Source organism: Glutamicibacter sp. AOP5-A2-18 (assembly GCF_052446055.1).
Classification (GTDB): domain Bacteria; phylum Actinomycetota; class Actinomycetes; order Actinomycetales; family Micrococcaceae; genus Glutamicibacter.
In genome coordinates this window covers 2,414,222-2,434,029 of the sequence record NZ_JBQSVW010000001.1, presented here as the reverse complement: position 1 = coordinate 2,434,029, position 19,808 = coordinate 2,414,222, and the positions used below count along the sequence as shown (strand labels likewise).

General features: G+C 57.7%; 15 protein-coding genes and 1 pseudogene. 10 read left to right on the top strand and 6 right to left on the bottom strand.

Features of this window, described 5'->3' with window-relative positions; genetic code table 11:
• The first annotated feature begins 62 nt into the window (after positions 1–62).
• The 4 genes from ACT3RW_RS11690 to dld all read left to right on the top strand — a co-directional run bounded on the left by ACT3RW_RS11690 (position 63) and on the right by dld (position 5,617).
• Positions 63–1,160: a 4-hydroxy-3-methylbut-2-enyl diphosphate reductase gene (locus ACT3RW_RS11690; protein WP_131088692.1), complete on the top strand. Its 1,098-nt coding sequence runs from the start codon at positions 63–65 to the stop codon at positions 1,158–1,160.
• Positions 1,161–1,222: 62 nt separating this feature from the next.
• Positions 1,223–2,326: a redox-regulated ATPase YchF gene (gene ychF, locus ACT3RW_RS11685; RefSeq protein WP_444613871.1), complete on the top strand. Its 1,104-nt coding sequence runs from the start codon at positions 1,223–1,225 to the stop codon at positions 2,324–2,326.
• A 39-nt stretch (positions 2,327–2,365) separates the two neighbouring features.
• Positions 2,366–3,523, top strand: coding sequence for a DNA methyltransferase (locus tag ACT3RW_RS11680; RefSeq protein WP_444613870.1), 1,158 nt, complete (start codon positions 2,366–2,368; stop codon positions 3,521–3,523).
• A 378-nt stretch (positions 3,524–3,901) separates the two neighbouring features.
• Positions 3,902–5,617: a D-lactate dehydrogenase gene (dld, locus tag ACT3RW_RS11675; protein ID WP_444613869.1), complete on the top strand. Its 1,716-nt coding sequence runs from the start codon at positions 3,902–3,904 to the stop codon at positions 5,615–5,617.
• A gap of 390 nt (positions 5,618–6,007) precedes the next feature.
• Here the strand turns inward: dld and ACT3RW_RS11670 are convergent.
• Together ACT3RW_RS11670 and ACT3RW_RS11665 are read right to left on the bottom strand one after the other, a co-directional pair.
• Positions 6,008–7,214 (bottom strand): annotated as a pseudogene (locus ACT3RW_RS11670) (ISL3 family transposase).
• A 267-nt stretch (positions 7,215–7,481) separates the two neighbouring features.
• The gene (locus tag ACT3RW_RS11665; RefSeq protein ID WP_444613868.1) at positions 7,482–7,772 is read right to left on the bottom strand and encodes a hypothetical protein; all 291 of its coding nucleotides are present in this window, start codon (positions 7,770–7,772) and stop codon (positions 7,482–7,484) included.
• Between the two features lie 877 nt (positions 7,773–8,649).
• On the opposite strand from ACT3RW_RS11665, the gene ACT3RW_RS11660 reads away from it, so the two are divergent.
• The gene (locus ACT3RW_RS11660) at positions 8,650–11,448 is read left to right on the top strand and encodes an AAA family ATPase (protein ID WP_444613867.1); all 2,799 of its coding nucleotides are present in this window, start codon (positions 8,650–8,652) and stop codon (positions 11,446–11,448) included.
• 251 nt (positions 11,449–11,699) lie between these two features.
• The gene (locus ACT3RW_RS11655) at positions 11,700–12,254 is read left to right on the top strand and encodes a hypothetical protein (RefSeq protein ID WP_444613866.1); all 555 of its coding nucleotides are present in this window, start codon (positions 11,700–11,702) and stop codon (positions 12,252–12,254) included.
• A gap of 321 nt (positions 12,255–12,575) precedes the next feature.
• Here the strand turns inward: ACT3RW_RS11655 and ACT3RW_RS11650 are convergent, their stop codons facing one another.
• A complete protein-coding gene (locus ACT3RW_RS11650) occupies positions 12,576–12,881 on the bottom strand; it encodes a hypothetical protein (protein WP_444613865.1) in 306 nt (101 codons plus the stop codon).
• 616 nt (positions 12,882–13,497) lie between these two features.
• On the opposite strand from ACT3RW_RS11650, the gene ACT3RW_RS11645 reads away from it, so the two are divergent.
• Entirely contained in the window at positions 13,498–14,832 is a 1,335-nt protein-coding gene (locus ACT3RW_RS11645) for a PIN-like domain-containing protein (RefSeq protein WP_444613864.1), read from the top strand.
• Positions 14,833–15,102: 270 nt separating this feature from the next.
• Here the strand turns inward: ACT3RW_RS11645 and ACT3RW_RS11640 are convergent, their stop codons facing one another.
• On the bottom strand, positions 15,103–16,092 hold the full coding sequence (locus ACT3RW_RS11640) for a Clp protease N-terminal domain-containing protein (protein ID WP_444613863.1): 990 nt from the start codon (positions 16,090–16,092) through the stop codon (positions 15,103–15,105).
• A complete protein-coding gene (locus tag ACT3RW_RS11635) occupies positions 16,089–16,334 on the bottom strand; it encodes a hypothetical protein (protein ID WP_096146702.1) in 246 nt (81 codons plus the stop codon). Before ACT3RW_RS11635 ends, ACT3RW_RS11640 begins: the two co-directional genes overlap by 4 nt.
• Before the next feature lie 808 nt (positions 16,335–17,142).
• Here ACT3RW_RS11635 and ACT3RW_RS11630 point away from each other — a divergent pair.
• The gene (locus ACT3RW_RS11630; protein ID WP_444614642.1) at positions 17,143–17,589 is read left to right on the top strand and encodes an NUDIX domain-containing protein; all 447 of its coding nucleotides are present in this window, start codon (positions 17,143–17,145) and stop codon (positions 17,587–17,589) included.
• Positions 17,590–17,861: 272 nt separating this feature from the next.
• Here the strand turns inward: ACT3RW_RS11630 and ACT3RW_RS11625 are convergent, their stop codons facing one another.
• The gene (locus ACT3RW_RS11625; protein ID WP_444613862.1) at positions 17,862–18,515 is read right to left on the bottom strand and encodes a TetR/AcrR family transcriptional regulator; all 654 of its coding nucleotides are present in this window, start codon (positions 18,513–18,515) and stop codon (positions 17,862–17,864) included.
• Positions 18,516–18,615: 100 nt separating this feature from the next.
• On the opposite strand from ACT3RW_RS11625, the gene ACT3RW_RS11620 reads away from it, so the two are divergent.
• A complete protein-coding gene (locus ACT3RW_RS11620; RefSeq protein ID WP_444613861.1) occupies positions 18,616–19,371 on the top strand; it encodes an SDR family oxidoreductase in 756 nt (251 codons plus the stop codon).
• 29 nt (positions 19,372–19,400) lie between these two features.
• Positions 19,401–19,730 (top strand): nuclear transport factor 2 family protein, encoded by a 330-nt coding sequence (locus ACT3RW_RS11615; RefSeq protein WP_444613860.1) that lies wholly within the window; start codon positions 19,401–19,403, stop codon positions 19,728–19,730.
• Positions 19,731–19,808: the final 78 nt, after the last annotated feature.

Here is a 19,808-nt window from a genome sequence, read left to right as displayed (position 1 = left end):
CAAAGGGTGGCGCGCATCATATGAGCATGGGCTAACTTGCATCCAGTTCGTAGACTAGAGGTATGGCTACTTCCACTTCCATTCCGGTATCGCTGCCAGTCCCACGGATTCCGCGCGTACGTCGCTCTCCAGCCGAGATTGCAGCTGCCTCTCCACAGGTGAACGAACGCAAGGTTTTGCTCGCAGCACCGCGTGGTTACTGCGCCGGTGTGGACCGTGCCGTGGTGGCCGTAGAAAAGGCTTTGGAGCACTACGGCCCACCGGTCTACGTGCGCAAGCAGATCGTGCACAACCTGCACGTGGTCTCCGAGCTGGAGTCCCGCGGAGCGATCTTCGTGGAAGAAAACGAAGAAGTTCCAGAAGGCGCACTGGTGGTTTTCTCCGCCCACGGTGTGTCCCCGGCAGTGGTTCAGTCCGCGGCCGACCGCAACTTGCAGACCATCGATGCCACCTGCCCGCTGGTCACCAAGGTGCACCGCGAAGCCGTGCGCTTTGCCAAAAACGATTACGAGATCCTGCTGATTGGTCACGAAGGCCACGAAGAAGTTGAAGGTACTTACGGTGAAGCACCGGAAGTCACCACCATCGTGAACAACCCCGAAGAAGCGGACACCGTACAGGTCAAGGACCCGGATAAGCTCATCTGGCTCTCGCAGACCACGCTGAGTGTGGATGAAACTATGGAGATCGTGCGCCGACTACGCGTGCGTTTCCCCAACCTGCAAGATCCACCCAGCGATGACATCTGCTACGCCACCACCAACCGTCAGGCAGCGATCAAGAACATCGCTCCACAGTCCGATTTGGTGATCGTTGTTGGTTCAGCGAACTCATCCAACTCGGTGCGACTGGTTGAGGTGGCACTAGATCACGGCGCCAAGGCTTCCTACCGTGTGGACTTCGCCAATGAAGTTGATGAGTCCTGGTTTGAAGGCGTCTCCACCGTCGGCGTGACCTCCGGTGCCTCGGTGCCTGAGGTGCTGGTGCGCGAAGTGGTGGCCTTGCTGGCCGAGTACGGCTTCAACGACGTCGCCGAGGTAACCACCGCGGAAGAGGACATTATCTTCTCGCTGCCTAAGGAAATTCGCGGCAAGCTCAAGGAAGCCGGAGACGAGGAACGCGCCCTTGGCGGTCGTGGTTCCCGTCCGCAGTCCAACTAAAGAATTCACGCGCCAGTAGATCATTGCGCGCTCATCACTAGCAAAAGGTAGAATTTTCTCCCGTGGCTCTTACTATCGGAATCGTCGGACTGCCCAACGTCGGCAAGTCCACCATGTTCAACGCGCTGACCAACGCCCAGGTACTGGCAGCCAACTACCCCTTCGCAACCATTGAACCCAACGTGGGTATCGTGCCGTTGCCTGACTCGCGTCTAAAGGTGCTCGCCGGAATCTTCGGATCCGAGCGCATCTTGCCAGCAACCGTGTCCTTCGTGGACATCGCCGGCATCGTTAAGGGCGCCTCGGAAGGTGAAGGTCTGGGCAACAAGTTCCTGGCCACCATCCGTGAAGCCGATGCAATCTGCCAGGTAACCCGTGCGTTTGTTAACGATGACGTCATCCACGTCAACGGCAAGGTGGATCCGGCCTCGGATATCGAGACCATCGCTACCGAGCTGATCCTTGCAGATCTACAGACCATCGAGAACCAGCTGCCACGCCTTGAAAAGGAACTGCGCAGCAAGAAAATCGAGAAGTCCTTCATGGACGCTGTGCTCAACGCGCAGAAGGTGCTTGAAGAAGGCATCACCCTGTTCGCAGCGGGCAAGACCAAGGGCATTGACCTTGAAGAGCTTGCTCCAATGCAGCTGATGACCACCAAACCATTCATCTACGTGTTCAACACCGATGAAGCTGGCCTGGCGGATGCTGAGATGCAGGCCAAGCTTTCCGAGTTGGTTGCTCCTGCCGAAGCGATCTTCCTCGATGCACAGTTCGAGTCTGAACTGGCCGAGCTGGAAGAAGACGAAGCTGCCGAGATGATGGAAGATGCCGGCATCCAAGAGTCCGGTCTGGATAAGCTGGCTCGCGTTGGTTACGACACCCTGGGTCTGCAGTCTTACCTGACCGCCGGTCCAAAGGAAACCCGTGCCTGGACCATCCGTCGCGGCGCTACCGCTCCGGAAGCTGCCGGTGTCATCCACACCGACTTCCAGCGTGGCTTCATCAAGGCCGAGGTCGTTGGCTTTGACGATTTGGTTGCCGCTGGCTCCGTAGCTAATGCCAAGTCTGCGGGCAAGGTTCGCATCGAAGGCAAGGAATACATCATGAAGGACGGCGACGTCGTGGAGTTCCGGACGGGACTTACGTCTGGAAGTAAGAAATAGCCCGGACGCGCTACGGATGATGACGAAGGAGCCCTATCCGTGTCGAGACTGACGGAACTGCTGCGGCAGGTCCGCAAGGCGGACGCGCAACTTGGTACTGACCTGGAAGCCGAGGTCGCTGCGCTGACCAAGCGTCGCACCTTCGGGCTCGTCTTTGAGCAGCATCAGCCTGAGGCTGTCGAGCTGCCCGGCAGGGTCGTCCGTCGCGGCGACAAGGTGCGGGTGCTGCCTCCGCGAGGGGGGACAAAGGCAGGTGACCAACGGCTGTGGCGGACAACTCGGATCGAGTGCGTCGACGGGCAGCGTGTGGCTCATCTCGCGGAGCTCGACGTCGAAGAACCCGAGACTCGGGCAGTGCTTGCCGACGACGTGGTGGTCGTCGCGGAGTTCCGGGATCGCATCTACCCCGGCCTGGTGGAGACAGGCAGGGTTGAGCGGGGCGGCGACAAGCCGTTCCACACGGTCGTCAACGCTGAGAACTACCACGCGCTGGAGATGCTGACCTATACGCACCGGCATTCCATCGACGCCATCTACATCGACCCGCCGTACAACACCGGGGCGAGGGACTGGAAGTACGACAACGATTACGTCGCGAGTGATGACGACTATCGACACTCGAAATGGCTGGCGTTCATGGAGCGACGGTTGAAGATCTGTCGGGAGCTCATGCGTAGCGATGCTACTCTTGTGGCAACTATCGATGAGCATGAAGTAAACCGTTTGGGCGTGTTGCTAGATCAGCTCTTCCCGGAATCTACGCGGCAACTCGTCACAATTGTCAACAACCCTAAAGGCGTTACTCAGGGATATCTTTCGAGGGTCGAAGAGTATGCGTTCTTTGTATTTGGTCCTGACGCGCGAATCGGTTCGGTCGATGACGACCTTCTGACGCATCGAGACATGGCCGATGCTGAAGGGGAACTGCAGAGGCCTCGATGGAAGGGGCTCTTGCGGTCGGGCGACGACTCGCTTCGAGCTGACCGTAAAGATATGTTCTATCCGGTGTGGTTCGATGAGTCGACTGGGCGACTCAGCCACGCGGGCGAAGCATTGCCACTTGACGAAACTCCTGACTTCAGTCCGCAGGATGGCCTGACGCCGATCTGGCCTACTAGGCGGGACATGAAGGAGGGGCCTACCCGGGCAGCGCCACGCCGTTCGATCCTTGACTACGCGCTACACCCTCATCTGTGAAGAGCCACCAAACCTGGGACGGTTCAAGCGGCGCTAGGCGAGTCTGATTGCTGCGTCGATCTATGGGGTGAGGGCAGTGGCCGACATCGCGGTCCGAACTATCGCGGTCCGAACCTACCGGAGTCCGAAAGTACCGCGGTCCGAAACTATCTGATGCGCATCTTGTACAATGAAGATGCGCGTATGCACATGCATACGCACACGCACACTCCTTGGACGCCGTAGCGAGCTTCCGGGCAGACGGTCGCAGACGTCGTCCCCCTGGCTCGTTTCCCCGCCCATCAAAAAATGAACGACCGCGGACTAGCTCGGATCAAGGCGACATCCCCTCAGCATCATGACGCGCTTGTGATGCAACTGAATATAGGAAGCTTAGAGATGACGCAACCAGGACAGACCACCACGACTTCGCACGAAGCGATCGATGCGTTCAAGAGAATCGTCGGCGACGAACATGTACTGACCTCTGAGCGTGCCACGATGCCATTCAGCAAAGGCTATCGATTCGGCGGAGGACCAGTCTTCGCCGTGGTGCGCCCCGGCACGCTGGTCGAGATGTGGCGGGCGCTGCAGGTATCCGTCGACAACAACCTCATCGTCATCCCGCAGGCATCGAACACGGGCCTGACTGGTGGATCCGGCCCCGGCTTCCAAGACTACGATCGCCCCATTGTGATCATCTCGACTCACCGCATCGATGAGGTGCACCTCATCAACGACGCGCGCGAGGCGATCTCGCTCGCGGGCACCCCGCTGACACACCTGACCGAAGCGCTCGCCAAGCACCAGCGCGAGCCGCACTCGGTGATCGGGTCGACATCAATCGGCGCCTCGGTCATCGGCGGCATCGCGAACAACTCGGGCGGCAGCCAGATTCGCAAGGGTCCGGCATTCACGCGCGAAGCGATCTTCGCCCGCGTCAACGACGACGGCAAGGTCGAGCTGGTCAATCACCTGGGCATCTCGCTCGGAGACGACCCTGAGGTCGCACTCGACCGTCTACAGCGCGGCGAGTGGTCTCCCGAGGATGTCACCCCAGCTCCCGAAGACTCGAACGAGACCGAGTACGCCGAGCACTTGCGCAAGATCGTGCCTTCGCCTGCTCGCTACAATGCGAACCCCGAGTACCTGTTCGAGGCTTCCGGCTCGGCCGGCAAGCTGATGGTGTTCGCGGTGCGCACCCGCACCTTCCCTCGCGAAGTGCACCCGACCGTGTTTTACATCGGCACGAACAACACGCACGAGCTCGAAGAGATCCGTCGGTTGCTCCTCGAAGCCGACATGCCGCTGCCTATCTCTGGTGAGTACATGGGCCGCAGTGCCTTCGACTTGGCCGAGAAGTACGGCAAAGACACCTTCGTCTTCCTGAAGTTCATGAGTCCAGCGCTGCAGACGCGCATGTTCTCGTTCAAGACGTGGGCCAACGGCTTGTTCTCGAAGATTCCCGGCATTGGTCCGACCTTCGCCGACACGGTATCGCAAGCCATGTTCAGCGTGCTGCCCAACCAGCTGCCCAAGCGCATGATGGAGTACCGCAACCGTTTCGAGCATCACCTGCTGCTCACCGTCAGCGAGTCGCAGAAGGCCGCGAGCGAGAAGATGCTCAAGGAGTTCTTCGCAGAGCCCGAGCACACTGGTGAGTTCTTCATCTGCACGTCTGATGAAGAAAAGAGCGCGTCGCTCAACCGGTTCGGCGCGGCCAGTGCCGCCACTCGCTACGCCGCATTGAAGCGCCGGCACATCGCAGGGCTCATCCCCATCGATGTGGCCCTGCGTCGCGACGATTGGAACTGGCTCGAGGTGCTGCCGGAGGAGATCGACGACCAGCTTGAGGTCAAGGCGTATTACGGGCACTTCTTCTGCCATGTGATGCACCAGGACTATGTCGCCAAGCAGGGCGTGGATCCCGAGGCGCTGCACGACCGCATCCAGCACCTGCTGGAGGAGCGCGGCGCGAAGCTGCCCGCCGAGCACAACTACGGTCGCATCTACAAGCTGCCGGAGTCCATGGAAGAGCACTTCAAGGAGCTCGATCCGACGAATACGTTCAACGCCGGTATCGGCGGCACGTCGCCGCACAAGGACTGGGCCTAAGTCCCCAAGGTAGCGCGACGCCGTGAGAGCCTGAGCGATGTCTTATCCATCTCGGGTGGACCTAGGGCTCGACTCCCTAGGTCCACCGGGACGGATGAGTCGAGACATCGGTCAGAGGCTGGGCAGGCCATAGAATCGCGTGGCGGCGAGGGCCGCGCCCGGTCCGAGAACGGGTCATCGCCTCACGCCGTCAGCTGACCCGCGACGGCCGGCACACCGGCGAAATCCTCGCCACCGGCCACATCGACGAGCCCGGAGGCTATTGCTGAAACACATTGCCTGAACATATTGGTGGAGCTGAAGGTGTGTAGGTTCAGGACATCGTTCATAGGTGAGTCGGGACATCGTTCATAGTGGTCCGTGACGATGAGGGATGTCTAAAGCGGCTCTTCACAGATGAGGGTGTAGTTGAGGTCTGAATCCGCCGGACTCGAGCAGGGATCTGGCGATGTAGTTGGTCAGGTTGCGGAAGCCCAGGGCCGAGCCGCGCAGGTGCTCCAGGCGTCCGTTGATCGCCTCTGTGGGGCCATTGCTGGTGCCAGGCCGCTCGAAGTAGGCCAGCACGTCGGTGGCGCGAGCCTTCAGGGTCCGACCGAGCTTGCGCAACTCGTCCAGCCCGGCGGGGACGTCTTGGCTGACGGCGTCGATGAGCGCCTCCATCGCCGCGCGGCCGAGGGATCGGTCCTTCTCGCGGTAGGCCGCGATCATCCGCTGGTAGATCCCCCAGGTCGCCTCGACGGGCACGTGCTCCTCGAGCACGAACAGCTCCTGCAGGCGGGTCTGCTGCTTGTCGGTGAGCAGGCCCGCGCCGGTGTGCAACGTTCTACGCGCACGGTAGAGCGGGTCGTCTTTGCGGCCGCGGTGCCCGTGCAGTTCCTGCTGGACTCGGCGTCGGCACTGGTCGAGGGCATCACCGGCAAGGCGCACGACGTGGAAGGGATCCATCACCGCAGCCGCGTCGGGCAGTTCCTCGGCGGTGGCGCTCTTGAACCCGGTGAAGCCATCCATCGCGACGACTTCGATGGCCTCACGCCATGCCTGAGGGCGAGCGGCGAGCCACTCCTTGAAGACTCGCTTGGAGCCGCCAGACGTGCTCGTCGACGCCGAGCACGCGGACGCCGTCGAAGCGGTTCGGGTCCTCGATCAGGACGCGTGTGCCCTGGGCCAGGACGGCATCGTTGGCGGTGTTCCACGCAACCCCGAGCCCCTCAGCGACCCGCGCGACCGTCAGGTGGGCGATGACGATGCCCTCCAGCGCCCACGCCAGCCCTCGCCGGGAGAGCTTCGCGCGTGGCTCGGCCGCCAAAGACGTGTCTTGGCGCCACACGTGGCCGCAGCCGGTGCACCGGTAGCGGCGGACCGTGACCTCCAACGTCGTCGGACGCCACCCCAACGGCTCGTGGGCCAGCCGGCGGACAACCGTGCCGCGCGCGGTTCCTTCACAGCCACAGCGTCGGCACCAGCGGTCGGGTTCGACGACTCGACAGGCCAGGACCGCACCGGCGGGCTCGAGGCGCTGACCGGTGGCCTCAAGGCCGAGCTCATTCAAGCGGCAGAACATGGTCAGGTCAGGGTCGGTGAAGGTAGCGTCAGGCACGTCGAGGTCTTCCAGATGGGCAGTGTGAGAACTTCCATCATCGGAAGGCCTCGATGCCTACCCGGGCAGCGCCACGCCGTTCGATCCTTGACTACGCGCTACACCCTCATCTGTGAAGAGCCCGTTTGGCTCTTCAGGATCCAGAGTGTAGTCAAGGCCCGTGTTCAACGCATGCTTATGGATCAATAGTCATTGCTTGCATAAAACAGCGCTGCCGAAGGAGTCCGTGGTGAACCTATTCGTTTCTGCTTTCTATTCTCCGACAAGTCATATCTCGTCGTCTACATACCAAAATTGCGTAGATTGCCCGATCTGGTCCATCACCGACTCAAACTCTTGCTCCGCTACTTCAAGATTCTGTTCCGCCAATTGATGCTGTTTCTGAAGTTCAGCCACCTCTGAATCATTCCCAGCTTCGTGGGCAGCATTCATCTTGCGCTCAAGGTCATCGACAAGCTCCTGTGCCTCATCCTTGAGACTGTCGATTCGCCCGGCCTCGTCTTGTAGGACTTGCATCTGGGCTTCTGCTTGGGCTGGATCATGGTCAGCTCTACGCATCAGTGGTGTCCTTCCAGGTAGCTTTGCGTTATGAACAAACGAGAGCGCATCCTCAGTTTTGGCGTACCATCACCCGGCCGTGTCTACCAACGTAAACCTAACCGGACAGGACTCTCAGCCAGAAGGCACTCCTGGCTGCAACACAGACTCGTACAAAATCACCCGAGAAAAGAAATGGTAAAAATCCTTCCAAACCATTTGACGATGAACTTAGGGTCACCCCATTGCACTCAGCATTCTGAAGAGCCGGTATGCCCGTAGGGGAACCGGCTTGTGACACGGTGAATCGTCCCGGTTTTTATGCCACCGTTGAGGCGGAGCTGCTTACTGGCAAGAACAACTTTGCCTTATGACAGCGTAACCTCGTACATACCCATGCTGTATTTACCAACTTCCAACCAGCCTGAAATCCCGTATACCCGGGACATTCGAGGCGTTCGGTCGTCACGGTCTAAATGTATATAACTGCATAATCTAGGGTTTTTGATGACATAATCGAGTGGGGCCGACCTCTAAACTTGCTGGTTTGTGTCAAGGAAGCACCTCTGCCGTGAGCTGGTTCGTGGCAGGGGTACTTCTCTTGCTGGCTCTGTAGCGGGCTGTTTTTGCTTGTGTCCCGTCGCTGCTTCATTCTTAGGCGATTCTCGGCTCAGCGAGGCTCAAAGGGGCAAGCTGAGCAATGGCAGTTAGCTGAATAGGAACGGCCCGGTCTGCGAGACTTGGGCTCGTGGTCAGGGATTGCTGCCGTTTGTCCATCTCACCATTTCCCCTTCCTGACTAATAAGTCATATCCGAGGTTACGAATTGTCGTCATGCTCCCAGTGCAATCGACATTCATTAGTAGCATGAGGAAAACGGCACTAGCTTAGGGGATCTAATGGCGGGAAATATTTATGCGGAACTAATAGCTTTTTCGGAGACTCTTAAGCCTTGGCAACAGGATGCCCTCCGGCGTCACACAAGCTCAGCTGTGCTCTCCAGCACAGATGTCGCCGTGCTGACCGATATTGCGTATGAAGCCAACCTCAAAGGTGAACGTGCCTTGGTTGAACGTGAGGGCGAAGAGACCACGTTCGACAACCCCGCCGTAGTCCCCCTCAGCCAAACACATGTCCCAAATAGTTCTGCCGTTGCTCCACCGGTCACACTTGCAAAGGTTCAACACCTCCAGGGTGTCAACCGCTTGCGCGCCGGGACAGACTTGACATTGAAGCCCACTGGCCTGAACATCATTTTCGGTCTAAATGGCGTGGGAAAGAGCGGGTACACACGAATTCTCAAAAGCTGTTGTCACGCTAAAGCCAAAGAAGCCATCAAGGGTGACATTTTTGAGGCGGCGAAGCCGGAGCCTCGTGCCAAAATTTGGTATCAAATTGGTGAGACCGAGCTAGAGCACGAGTGGAATCCGCAGACTGAAAGCGACAATAACGACCTGTCACGTGTCGCTGTGTACGACAGCCATACAGCATCTGTACATGTAGGCAAGAACCCTACCGAATTGTCATTCACACCGGCGGGTTTGGATCTGATCAAGTACTTGACCGGCACGTATGAGGCGGTCGCGCTAGAAGCCAAAGCAAGAATCGCGGTTCTAAATGCGCAACAGATTCCGAGCATCTTTGCTGATGCAGTATCCCCGGCTGTGCGCAAGACGTTAGATTCCCTCGGCAAGATCGGTGCTCTTGAACTTCTGAATCTCATTGGGGACTTGACCGCAGAAGAACAGAACGAACTGGCTGAACTCCCTGGCGAGATCGCCAACCTTAGAAGCACGAGTAAATCGGTGCGGGAAAGCCAGGCCAGACTTGAAAGTACAAACTACCGGAATCAGGGCAATCGCATACGAACGCTTTCTGAGAAAGTAAACCACGATCAAGTATCGGTTCTGAGGTCTGTATGGTTCCGATTGCGTCAGATAGATGCTGAACAGGTATTGGAAATTAAGCATGACTTTACGGCAGAACCGGTTCCTGGTGTCCTGAGCCCGCATTGGAAGTCCATGTGGATTGCTGCGCAGGACTATGCAAAGAATGAGCAAGAATTCGACTCGGATTTTCCCTCTAAGGAGAGCGAGTATTGCCCCCTTTGCCACCAGGCGCTGAGTGAAGAGGCGCATGAACGCCTGAGTCGTTTTAGAGACGTGATGGCAAAGGATCTGGACGCTGAGAAGCAGCGCCTAAAGAAGCAGATGACCGCTATTGTCGAGGGAATCCGTATCGCCTTATCCGATGAGAACATCAACGCTGACATGTTGACCCTCCTGGAGACCCAACATCCCAACGAAATTACGAACTTTCGCCAAAGTGTTGCTCTAGTGAACAAGCTAATAGGTGCGTCATCTGAGGGCCTGCTTGAATCTGACGCACTTATTGAAGAGCTGACTTCACCGTTTATTAATGAAATCGATGTCAACGAGCAGGCACCGATGGTTTCGCCGGTTGCTGAGCAGCTGCTCCAGACGGTCGCCTTGTTCGAGAAAATCACCAAAAACTTTGATGACATTGTCAAATCTATTCAGGATGAATCTGACGATGGGTCGGAAATATCCGACAAAGTAGCTCGGCATTTGGAACTGGATGAACGCTCAAAGGTTGCAAGTGCGCTCGCAAAACTACACGACCACCACAACCGGTTCGCTTACATCAGTGCCCTGGAAAAAGTTGCCACCGAAACGGCAACGCGTTCCCTCTCCGACAAGTCTCGGACTTTGACGTCGGCGTACGTTACGCGAATATCGGAGGAATTCACCGCCAACCTCCGCATGATAGAAAATTTGTCGGATAACGCCCCGGAGAACGAAGCGCGTCTGAGGGTAAAGTTGGTTCCTTCGGTCAAGAAGAGCGTCAACAACATTGCCTTCACAATGGACGGCGCATCCGATGCCAGCGAAAAAGCAAATGGCGTGTTGAGCGAGGGCGAGCTACGTGTCGTGTCGGTGGCAGCGTTTCTCGCGGATGTCAGCACAAGCGATGACGGTTCGGCGATCATATTCGATGACCCGATGAACAGTCTTGACCACGACTTTCAGACCAGAATCGCTATACGTTTGGCGGATGAAGCCCACAGCAGACAGGTCATCATTTTCACTCACAGTATGTCCTTTGTTGGTGCGCTTTGGCATGAAGGCGTCCAGAAGTCGTATCGACGTCAAGTTCAAGCAAAGGTTCCTAACCCAACGAAAGTTGGGGCAACCTATATTGAAATCACCCGACATCCTGAGCTGGGGGCCGGTATGCAAGTTGCTGGCACAGGCACTCCAACTCAAGGATTCAAAAACCTACTGACAAAATTGGACCAAGAGATAATTCCTGCAGCGCGCAAGCATCACAGTGGAGATGATTTTGATCTGAAGGCCTACGCTGATGACTGCGTGAAATTTGCTACCAATTTACGCAACGCTTGGGAATTTGCTGTCGAAGAAATAATGATTGGCGGCGTCGTTGCGCGAAACCAACCAGCTGTGCGAACGGGGATGCTTTCCACCTTGGTTGTGATCACGCCAGAGGACGTGGCCGCGGTGGATGACGGTATGGATCTCAACTCGTACTACGTGCATTCAACTGGTGATGGCAACCAAATTTCTCTTCCAAGCCCCACGAACATGGCGGACAGGGTGCAAAGTGCACGGGACTGGCTAAAGGACTTCAATAAGCGCAAAGCGGCGCAGGAGTCATAGATTTTCGAGCCAACTCATCGACGGAGGAATAGTGGGCCGTTGAGGTGTTCGATCTCGGTTCTGTTTAGTACACATATGTGAGGGCCAAAATGTTGCTCGGTCGAGCATACCCCAGAGGTCCATTTAGGGTGCTGAAGACTGGATAGGCGCCCGCCCTCGCCAACACACAGATGCCTTTCACACAGCACGCGACCGGCATACCGTAGGTTTTTTGCGTCACATTGTTAAGGACTCTAGAGAAGGAAAAATAGATGGCGCTTTTTCGCCAGAAACGCATCAATAGGTACAAGAAGCTCTTGCTCCCAGAGGCGAGCTTTTCAATCGGTATCACGGGCCCTGAGCTCAATTTCGGAGTTGCGACGACTGTCGTTCAGTCGGATAAGTCTTACATCGACAACTTGATCAACGTCATGGATAGCAAGGGTTCCCTATACGTCGCCTATGGCAGCGAACTTTCGGGTCCGGTGCTCGACTCAGTCAAGGAGATTAGGAGTGCGGCCCTCAACGCCAAAAATCTGGTCGAAGGGTTGGACGTAGCCGAGCTATGCCAGGATGTAATTGATGCGTGCCGGATTTTCATGAATTCATTCAGGACTGAATATGCCGCTGAAAGCCAAGCGCTTGCAATGGATGCGATGCGCAAGGGCGTCTTGACGGCCGCCGCGGCGCTTGTCCAAATCTGCGGCCTCCCTGATCCGCGGAACCTCCCTCTAAGTCAGTACGCGCAATCCGGGCTTGAAGTTATCGAAGATATGCTGGCGGCCAACTCCGAGGTCGAGGATGAGCTCCTGCAACGGCTCCCGTGAGTTGAAGTCCGCCTTTCCAGCGACTCACGTTTGTGAAGAGGCTGAAGCCGGATAAAACGGAAAACGTGGCCTATGGACATTACGTACTTCGTGATTCATAGGTTATTCCTCTACAAAATGTGGTGGAGTTCCGCTTCAACGTCTAGATCTTCTTAGCTCAAACGTCCTCGATTTCTAATTGAAATTGGGGGCGTTTCTGCTTGTTCGTGGAGCGCGACAGTCCCGGTCCATCGGATCGTGCACTGTTTAGATTGGCTCAATCAAAGGCTTCCAGGACAGGAAGAAAATCTCGATCTCGAACTTTGAAAAGTCCATGTCGAGTCAAGAATAGTCGGCTTGGATGCAGTCAGAGACGAAACGGGCATCACCGATCAGCGCAGTGATGTTCACCCGCAGTGCCCAGTCCTGTGCCAGCGCCCACCGGATTCCGACGACAATTGACCAGACGCACTGAACACTCATGAGCAGCACCACAGCAACCGGGAGTAGTGGGATCACCATTCGCTCTGCTGCGGCGAGTCCCTGTTGCTTTTGGATGTGTTCTGCGAGGTCTACGACACGCGCTGCACTTTCACGAGCGACATCGATGTGGGCCCGCAAAGCCGCCGAGGGAAATCTGCTGCGCATGTATCTGCTTTGCAAGGTGCTGTTGAAGATCGATCGCGACGGGCGTGAATTACTACTCGCACTTCCATTTCCGTGATGGGTCGATCATCGATGCTCTCGCTGAGTTCAACAAGAATCTTACTTCTAGATGCGTGGACGTGGGCACCGCCCAGACTGCCGCCGCTCTCATCGAGTGGCAGCAATCTGTCAACCCGAACTTGCACGTAGGGGAACACGGGGTGGGCCGTTCACCGATCAAATTTTGGCAAGCAACGTTCCTGAAGCAGAATTCAACGCCGCAATTTGAGTCAAGAGACTTCCAGTCATTTCGGCATACTCGTCTCGGCTGGAGTGCTTCCCGAAAGAGATCAAATAGGAGTGATACTTTGCCTCTAGCCGATGATCATGGAGCGTCGTTGACTTGAGCCGAAGCATTCGGGGCAGGGATTTGAAGAAGACGCTGCGAACACCAATTCAGGATTAGGATATTTAGCCACGGAACGTGGTGGGATCCGACTTAACAATTGGGCGTGAGGTTTAGTGCTCACATAGAGTCCCTTATGGATTGACCTTTCTGGTTGATGCTTGCAAGGACGCAGCGGAACCTTGCGGATTTACTCGCCAGGTTCCAAGACTAGTGAAAGGATTTGATTTGACGTTCCCAATAGTTCATCCTCATTTGCATGTATACACCGACGTCGAGGTTCGGGAGGCATTCGATGAGGGCATTCCCATCTATTTCGACACGATGGTGTTTCGGAACCTCTGGAAACTGCATAGCAACCCGCGCAAAAGTTTACTCGAGTCCATCCGAGATCTGCGCGAAAGAACCTATCTACCGCACCAGACCCAAACCGAGCTTCACCGGCAGGCATATTCGGACGCGGTGTTAAACAATGTGCCAATCCCCGGCCTGTTCCAAAGCCGTGGAGGGCTGGTGAACGTCAAGGATTCTGTGATCGCTGAGATTCGGAAGGTGCGACCGCAAAGCCAATCTGACGGAGTCACGGCCGAGCAACTAAGTGTCTTTGATTCGGCTGTGCAAGAGAAATTTGGGGAAGTAATCCAATGGCTCAATGAGGTTGATGAGCAGCTTCGGGAGTGGCTAGGTGACCGAGTCGACGTAACAGCAATTCGGCGTGGCAGCGGGAAGCACACTCTTCTGGAGGAGATCGCTGACGTATTTCATGAGAATCATCTTCTTGCCCCCGCGGGAGACGAGACAATGGCGGAATGGAAGGCGCTCTACCTTAAGCGGATCAACCAAGATGAGCCGGTGGGTCCGGGGAAAACTGACCATAACAAGCCATCGGTCGACGAAGCAGCCGGCGACTACTATATGTGGCGAGAGATGTTGGCGCATTGCAGACTGAACGGTTTTTCGAAGGGATTCGTATTCGTCACTGAAGAGCGAAAGCCAGATATTTGGGAAGTGCACCAGGGAGACAAAGCGCTTCGACGGATTGATCCTCGAATTCAGTCCGAATCGATGGATGCAACGGGTGGACCCATGTATGTTCTTACTTGGGACGAATTCCTTGAGCACGCAGTTTCCGACGCAGGCGCCCGAGAACTACTGTCGAAGATGTCCCAAGATGTGAATTCCTTGCCCTCTTCGTGGAGCGAGAATGCATACTCGGAGTTGCTAGAGACTCTGAGCCAGCGAGGGCACGAACGCCAGCGTGAGGTGATCATTGGGGCTGCACGCGAAGGCGGATATATCGACAGAGCAGGGATTGGCAGGATCCTCGGCTGGGGTGACACTAACAAGTACTTGACGCGGTTCCGCATGCCAGCCGATCGGGTCAAGTCAGAACTGCTCGATCGCGCTCAGTTGAGTCAAGACGCGCAAGATCCACTCTGGGCAGTTTATGACGGTCCAGGCGAGGCGATTGGCTACGCGGTGCCAGATGCCTTCACCGAGTTTCAGATGGAGATTGACGGTGATGGCGGCCTGGCCAGCAGCGAATGATGGAGGCCTAGCGAGTAGGCAAAAACAAAACGAGCGGAATGTAAGCTCGGAGGGGATCAACTTTCAAACATCGAAAGACGATTTGGTCGCTCGTATTACTAACGCTGCCGCCATTGCTCTGAGGTTAGTATGTGCCGGAACGTCGTGGAGTTCCGCTTCAACGTGTAGTCGCGTTCCGCTTCAATGTCCCGCTCGAGTGCCCGGATCTCCCTGTGGAGATCCGGGCACTTGATCTATGTGCGACCAGCAGGCGAGTCGCCGTGCCTGGGACTAGCGAAATGTTCGGCTGATCGCGCTGCCGGTCTGGAACAGGGTGATCCACACCAGGAACTTCTGGACTGGACGCAGCGGCCATGCGACAAGTCCTCGCCACCCTTGGCGTCGCGACCAGGACCTGCTGATCCGCAGCTGTGTGCCACCGGTCGCGTTCGCCAAGGTGAATTCAGTCAGAATCGAATTACCCTGCGCGACGTCGGGATAGCCAAAGCTCCATGCGATCCTGTCCGGTTGGTGAATTGCGATGAGCTCAACACTGCGTCGACGAAACTGAGGCTTGATCTTCACAGGTTTGCCGTCTGGATAGATTGCGGGTGCCGTGCCCTCCCAGACCGTACCCGGCATCGCTTCTTGACCGGTCTGGTCGAGGGTGCCGATGCTCGGTTCCCACTCGGGGATACGTGCGGGATCTGTGAGGTACGCCCACACTTCGTCCAGTGGTGCGGATACGAAAGTCTCAATCGTTCCCGTGGTCCGTCCCTTCACTTTCGCTGCGAGGGGCATGGACTTCATAGAGGGCGAGACGGCCCGATCGAGGCGTTCGATGAGCACATCGGGTGTCGTGCCAAGGCGGCCGAGGATATCCGTGATCAGGCCGCTGGGCTCTGCGACGAGTTCCCGGAGAACGGCGGCAGCGTCGCCCGACTTGCCTTTGCTGCTGGATTTCGCGATGAGGTCCCGAGCGCGACGAGTCCACTCGTACCCATCCGTCTCATGGAACACGATGCGCCCGGCCTCGGGGAACGACGCCTCGATGCCGAGCGAGGTCAGCTGTGCATCACGTTGGTCCTCGACGGCGAGACGGGCGCTATCAATGTCGATACCCAGCTCGCGCAGTGCGCGGCCGGCAGACTGGTCGTTGATGACCAATGCGAGGAACAGGTGGTCGATGTCGGCTTCGCGGAGCCCGAGCCGGGATGCTTCCTCCATGGCGGCCAGGGAAAGCGATTGGCTGGTCTGAGCGGAGCGGACGAGTTTGTTCATCTGTTCCTCCTGGGTGTCGAGATCGCGGGGTCAATTCTTTTGGAGTGCTTCTTGTGGGCGGCTTGTCGCGTCACTCCGAGCGCGTCGGCGATCTCCTGCCAACTCATGCCCGAGCGCAACGCGGCCTCGACCTGCCGGAGTTCCAAGGTGTCAGCGAGCACGCGCAAGGACGCTACGGCCCGCAATCCTGCTTTCGGGTCGCTGGTATCGGCTGCTACTGCTGCGATCCGCGGAGACTCCATGTCGTCAACCTATGTTGCTAAGTGGTCGGATGTCAACCTGGGTTGCCTAATTGCTCGGCGAGTTTGGTGTTCGCTGGGCCAGGAGAGGGTCGACGCTTCGGGGATTCGCCGGGTACTGAGAGGTTGGTAAGGACGGCGACGTGGTTGAGTTCCGCTTCAAGGTGTAGTTGCGCGCAATCCCGCGCTTTTTGAGGGCAGTTTGACACAAAATAAATGTGTCAAACTGCCCTTTGCGCCATGTCTGTGCCAAAGATCGGCGTTGATCGCTGGCTGAAGGCGTCAGAGGAAGTAGTCGTTAGCGTCCGGCCAGTTTTCTTCCCAGTCCTTATTCTTGGGATGACTCGATAGCCACTGTCGTATGTTGACCAGAACTTCATTTACGAATCGGAGCAGATCCGCCTACTTCCGAACTAGAGTGCGGTCAGTGACGTTCTTGCGTAGCGCGTGCGCCGGTTTCTGGCGAGCCGACCTCACCAACTTGCGAAGCGTGACAGCCCGCTCCGTTTGTTCCGGAGTCACATGATTCATGGTCATGAGTTCTTGAAGACGTCCAATCGTCCCGAATGGATGCTGGCTCGTGTCGTTTTTCCCTGGAACGCCCGCTGCATCGAAAGCCGAATGTCTGAGATTCTTCGACAGTGCTTTGCCTAGCAGGCGAATGAAGTGATCCCACTCTCGCTGGTCTGATCTCAGAGTCCAACGCGTATCGTCGGGTAAATCGGAAGTCGAGAACAAAGGCTGCCCCCAAATCTAGGGGATTCAAACGCACGGTGTGGTCTGTCGTACAACAAGCTGTACCATCGTGAGCATGAGTAGACGTTCGGTCAAAAAGGCAGTCGGGTACGTCGTCCACGACGGAAACCTGCTCGTGTTCACACACGACGATTACCCGATGGAAGTCACTGGTGTGCAGGTGCCCGCTGGGTCAATCGCCGAGGGCGAGTCGCCTGCGCATGCCGTCGTGCGCGAGGTGGGGGAAGAGACCGGCCTCGCAGCCAGGATCGTTTGCTCGCTGGGCGTCGAGTCGTACGACATGTGGCCTGCGAAGCCTGAGGTGCACGAACGGCACTTCTTTCAACTTGAGCTGGTGGACTCGGATGTTCAAGTTAGGTGGAAGTGCGGTGAGAACGATGCATCTGACGGCGGGCAACCGGTCAGCTGGACGTGCTGGTGGATGAAGCTGAGCGATGCCCACGTTCTCTGTGCTGGCTTTGGCGCGCGACTTGGCAGCATCGGTATCGATGGCGATCTCTAAGGTTACTTCGTGCCAGAACTCGGTGGAGTTCCGCTTTTCAAACTAACGTCTGGTGAGGTCTGACGGGCTACGGCTGCACATCGCCACACTCCACGTCCCCGTCGATCGGGACGTCGAGCCGTCCGAGCGCATCTACGACGGCCTAGTGTTGAGTTAGGCACTCTGTACGCGCGGCGCGAATCCTGCCCGCTGGCACGGCGTTGGTTTGATCGAAGAAGGTCTCTTGTCTACCTCCTGAACCGCTGTGCCTCTCCGAAGCTCGTGGCACTCGCCTACTGCAGCTTCTCAACCCTGCTCAACCGGCCGAGCCATTCGATGAGGAGCTGGGTCTCCGCCCTGCCGAGGACATCTGGTTGTGCTGCAGCGAGCTCGATGGCAGTGGTGAGCGAGTCGTTGGCTCGTGTTCCCTTGCCAGTGATCGCCGAGATAGCGCCTTCACGGACAGTTTGAGACAGGGCAGGATCCGGCGCTGCCAGGACGATCTGGCGCAGGGTGACGCCGATGTTGGTCACTAGGATGTGCGCGGCAGCCTGCTCAGAGGGCACCAGAAGCCTGCCCTGTTCGGCGGCCCGCGCCGTGAGCGCGCGCAGGATCTCGCTGGGACGGGACTGCGCCTCGGGGGAGTGCCCAGGGCGGACCTTCCCGTACATCAGAGTGTAGAACCCGGGGTTGGCCAGACCGAAGGCGAGGTGGGCATCCCAGCCGGCACGGATGTCCTGGATGGGATCGCCCGAGGACTCCATTGACGACTTCTCGTTCAGGTAGAGGTCGAATCCGTGCTCGATGACAGCGTCGATCAGCCCTTGCTTGGAGCCGAAGAAGTGGTAGAGCGTCGGCATCTTCACTCCGACTGCGTCGCACACCGCGCGCAGGGAGAACTCCTCGCCGGGGGCGGCAGCGATGAGGTCGGCAGCCGCTGAAATCATTCGCTCCCGTGTATGGCTTGTCGGCGTTACTGTCATGATGCTATGTTAGCTGATGTAGCGGGATGATACTGTTGCATACTGACGATACAGAGGGAATATCATGGCTGAGCACACACTCAAGGGCAAGAACGTTCTGATCGCGGGCGGCGCGAAGAACCTCGGCGGGTTGATCGCCCGCCAAGCGGCCGAGGGCGGCGCGAACGTCGCGATCCACTACAACTCCGACTCCAGTCGCGCCGACGCGGAGCAGACACTCGCTTCGGTCAAAGCCGCTGGAGCGAAGGGGGCAATCTTCCAGGCAGACCTCACCGTGCCCTCGAACGTGACCCGCCTGTTCGCTGATGCGCAGGCGGCTCTGGGAAAGATCGACATTGCGGTGAACACATCCGGCAAGGTGCTGCGCAAGCCGATCGTGGAGACCACCGAGGACGAGTACGACTCGATGTTCGACATCAATTCCAAGGCTGCCTACTTTTTCATTCAGGAGGCCGGCAAGAACCTCGCCGACGGTGGCAAGATCATCACCATCGTCACGGCTTTGCTGGCTGCCTTCACCGACGGCTACTCAACCTACGCCGGAGGCAAATCCCCGGTCGAGCACTTCACCCGAGCTGCGGCCAAGGAATTCGCTGGCCGCGGGATCTCCGTCACCGCAATCGCACCGGGCCCCATGGACACGCCGTTTTTCTACAGCCAGGAGACCCCCGAGCGGGTAGAGTTCCACAAGTCCCAGGGCATGGGCAACCAGCTCACGAAGATCGAAGACATCGCCCCGATCGTCCGCTTCCTCGCCTCCGAAGGCTGGTGGATCACAGGCCAGACGATCTTCGCCAACGGCGGCTACACCACTCGCTGAGCTCGACCCCACGAAAAGAGGAGTATCTCATGGCAGCACCCACCATCCCCGAGCCCGTGGCCTCGTTCATCACCGCGGTCAACGACCACGACGAACAAGCCTTCCTGGACGCTTTCACGCCGCAGGGAGCCGTCGACGACTGGGGCCGCGACTTCACTGGGCGCGAGCAGATCAAAACCTGGAGTGACAAGGAGTTCATCGGTTCGCGCGGCACCCTCGCGGTCGAGGAGGTCGACATCGCCGCTAGCACGATCACCGTCATCGGCGACTGGCGCTCCAACCACGCGAACGGCCGCTCGAAGTTCGTCTTCGACGTCGACGGCGATAAGCTCGCGAAGATGACGATCCGCGAAGGCTGAGAGCCGGCACTTGCATCTCGATCCGGCGTCCAGACAGATGAACGCCCGCTCGGTGATGTCGCCTTCGAGACCCCATAC

Excerpts from the sequence above, each read along its gene's own strand:
- ACT3RW_RS11690 (WP_131088692.1), top strand. The coding sequence starts at position 63 with ATGGCTACTTCCACTTCCATTCCGGTATCGCTGCCAGTCCCACGGATT.
- dld (WP_444613869.1), top strand. The coding sequence starts at position 3,902 with ATGACGCAACCAGGACAGACCACCACGACTTCGCACGAAGCGATCGAT.
- ACT3RW_RS11665 (WP_444613868.1), bottom strand. The coding sequence starts at position 7,772 with ATGCGTAGAGCTGACCATGATCCAGCCCAAGCAGAAGCCCAGATGCAA.
- ACT3RW_RS11660 (WP_444613867.1), top strand. The coding sequence starts at position 8,650 with ATGGCGGGAAATATTTATGCGGAACTAATAGCTTTTTCGGAGACTCTT.
- ACT3RW_RS11655 (WP_444613866.1), top strand. The coding sequence starts at position 11,700 with ATGGCGCTTTTTCGCCAGAAACGCATCAATAGGTACAAGAAGCTCTTG.
- ACT3RW_RS11650 (WP_444613865.1), bottom strand. The coding sequence starts at position 12,881 with ATGCGCAGCAGATTTCCCTCGGCGGCTTTGCGGGCCCACATCGATGTC.
- ACT3RW_RS11640 (WP_444613863.1), bottom strand. The coding sequence starts at position 16,092 with ATGAACAAACTCGTCCGCTCCGCTCAGACCAGCCAATCGCTTTCCCTG.
- ACT3RW_RS11635 (WP_096146702.1), bottom strand. The coding sequence starts at position 16,334 with ATGGAGTCTCCGCGGATCGCAGCAGTAGCAGCCGATACCAGCGACCCG.
- ACT3RW_RS11630 (WP_444614642.1), top strand. The coding sequence starts at position 17,143 with ATGAGTAGACGTTCGGTCAAAAAGGCAGTCGGGTACGTCGTCCACGAC.
- ACT3RW_RS11625 (WP_444613862.1), bottom strand. The coding sequence starts at position 18,515 with ATGATTTCAGCGGCTGCCGACCTCATCGCTGCCGCCCCCGGCGAGGAG.
- ACT3RW_RS11620 (WP_444613861.1), top strand. The coding sequence starts at position 18,616 with ATGGCTGAGCACACACTCAAGGGCAAGAACGTTCTGATCGCGGGCGGC.
- ACT3RW_RS11615 (WP_444613860.1), top strand. The coding sequence starts at position 19,401 with ATGGCAGCACCCACCATCCCCGAGCCCGTGGCCTCGTTCATCACCGCG.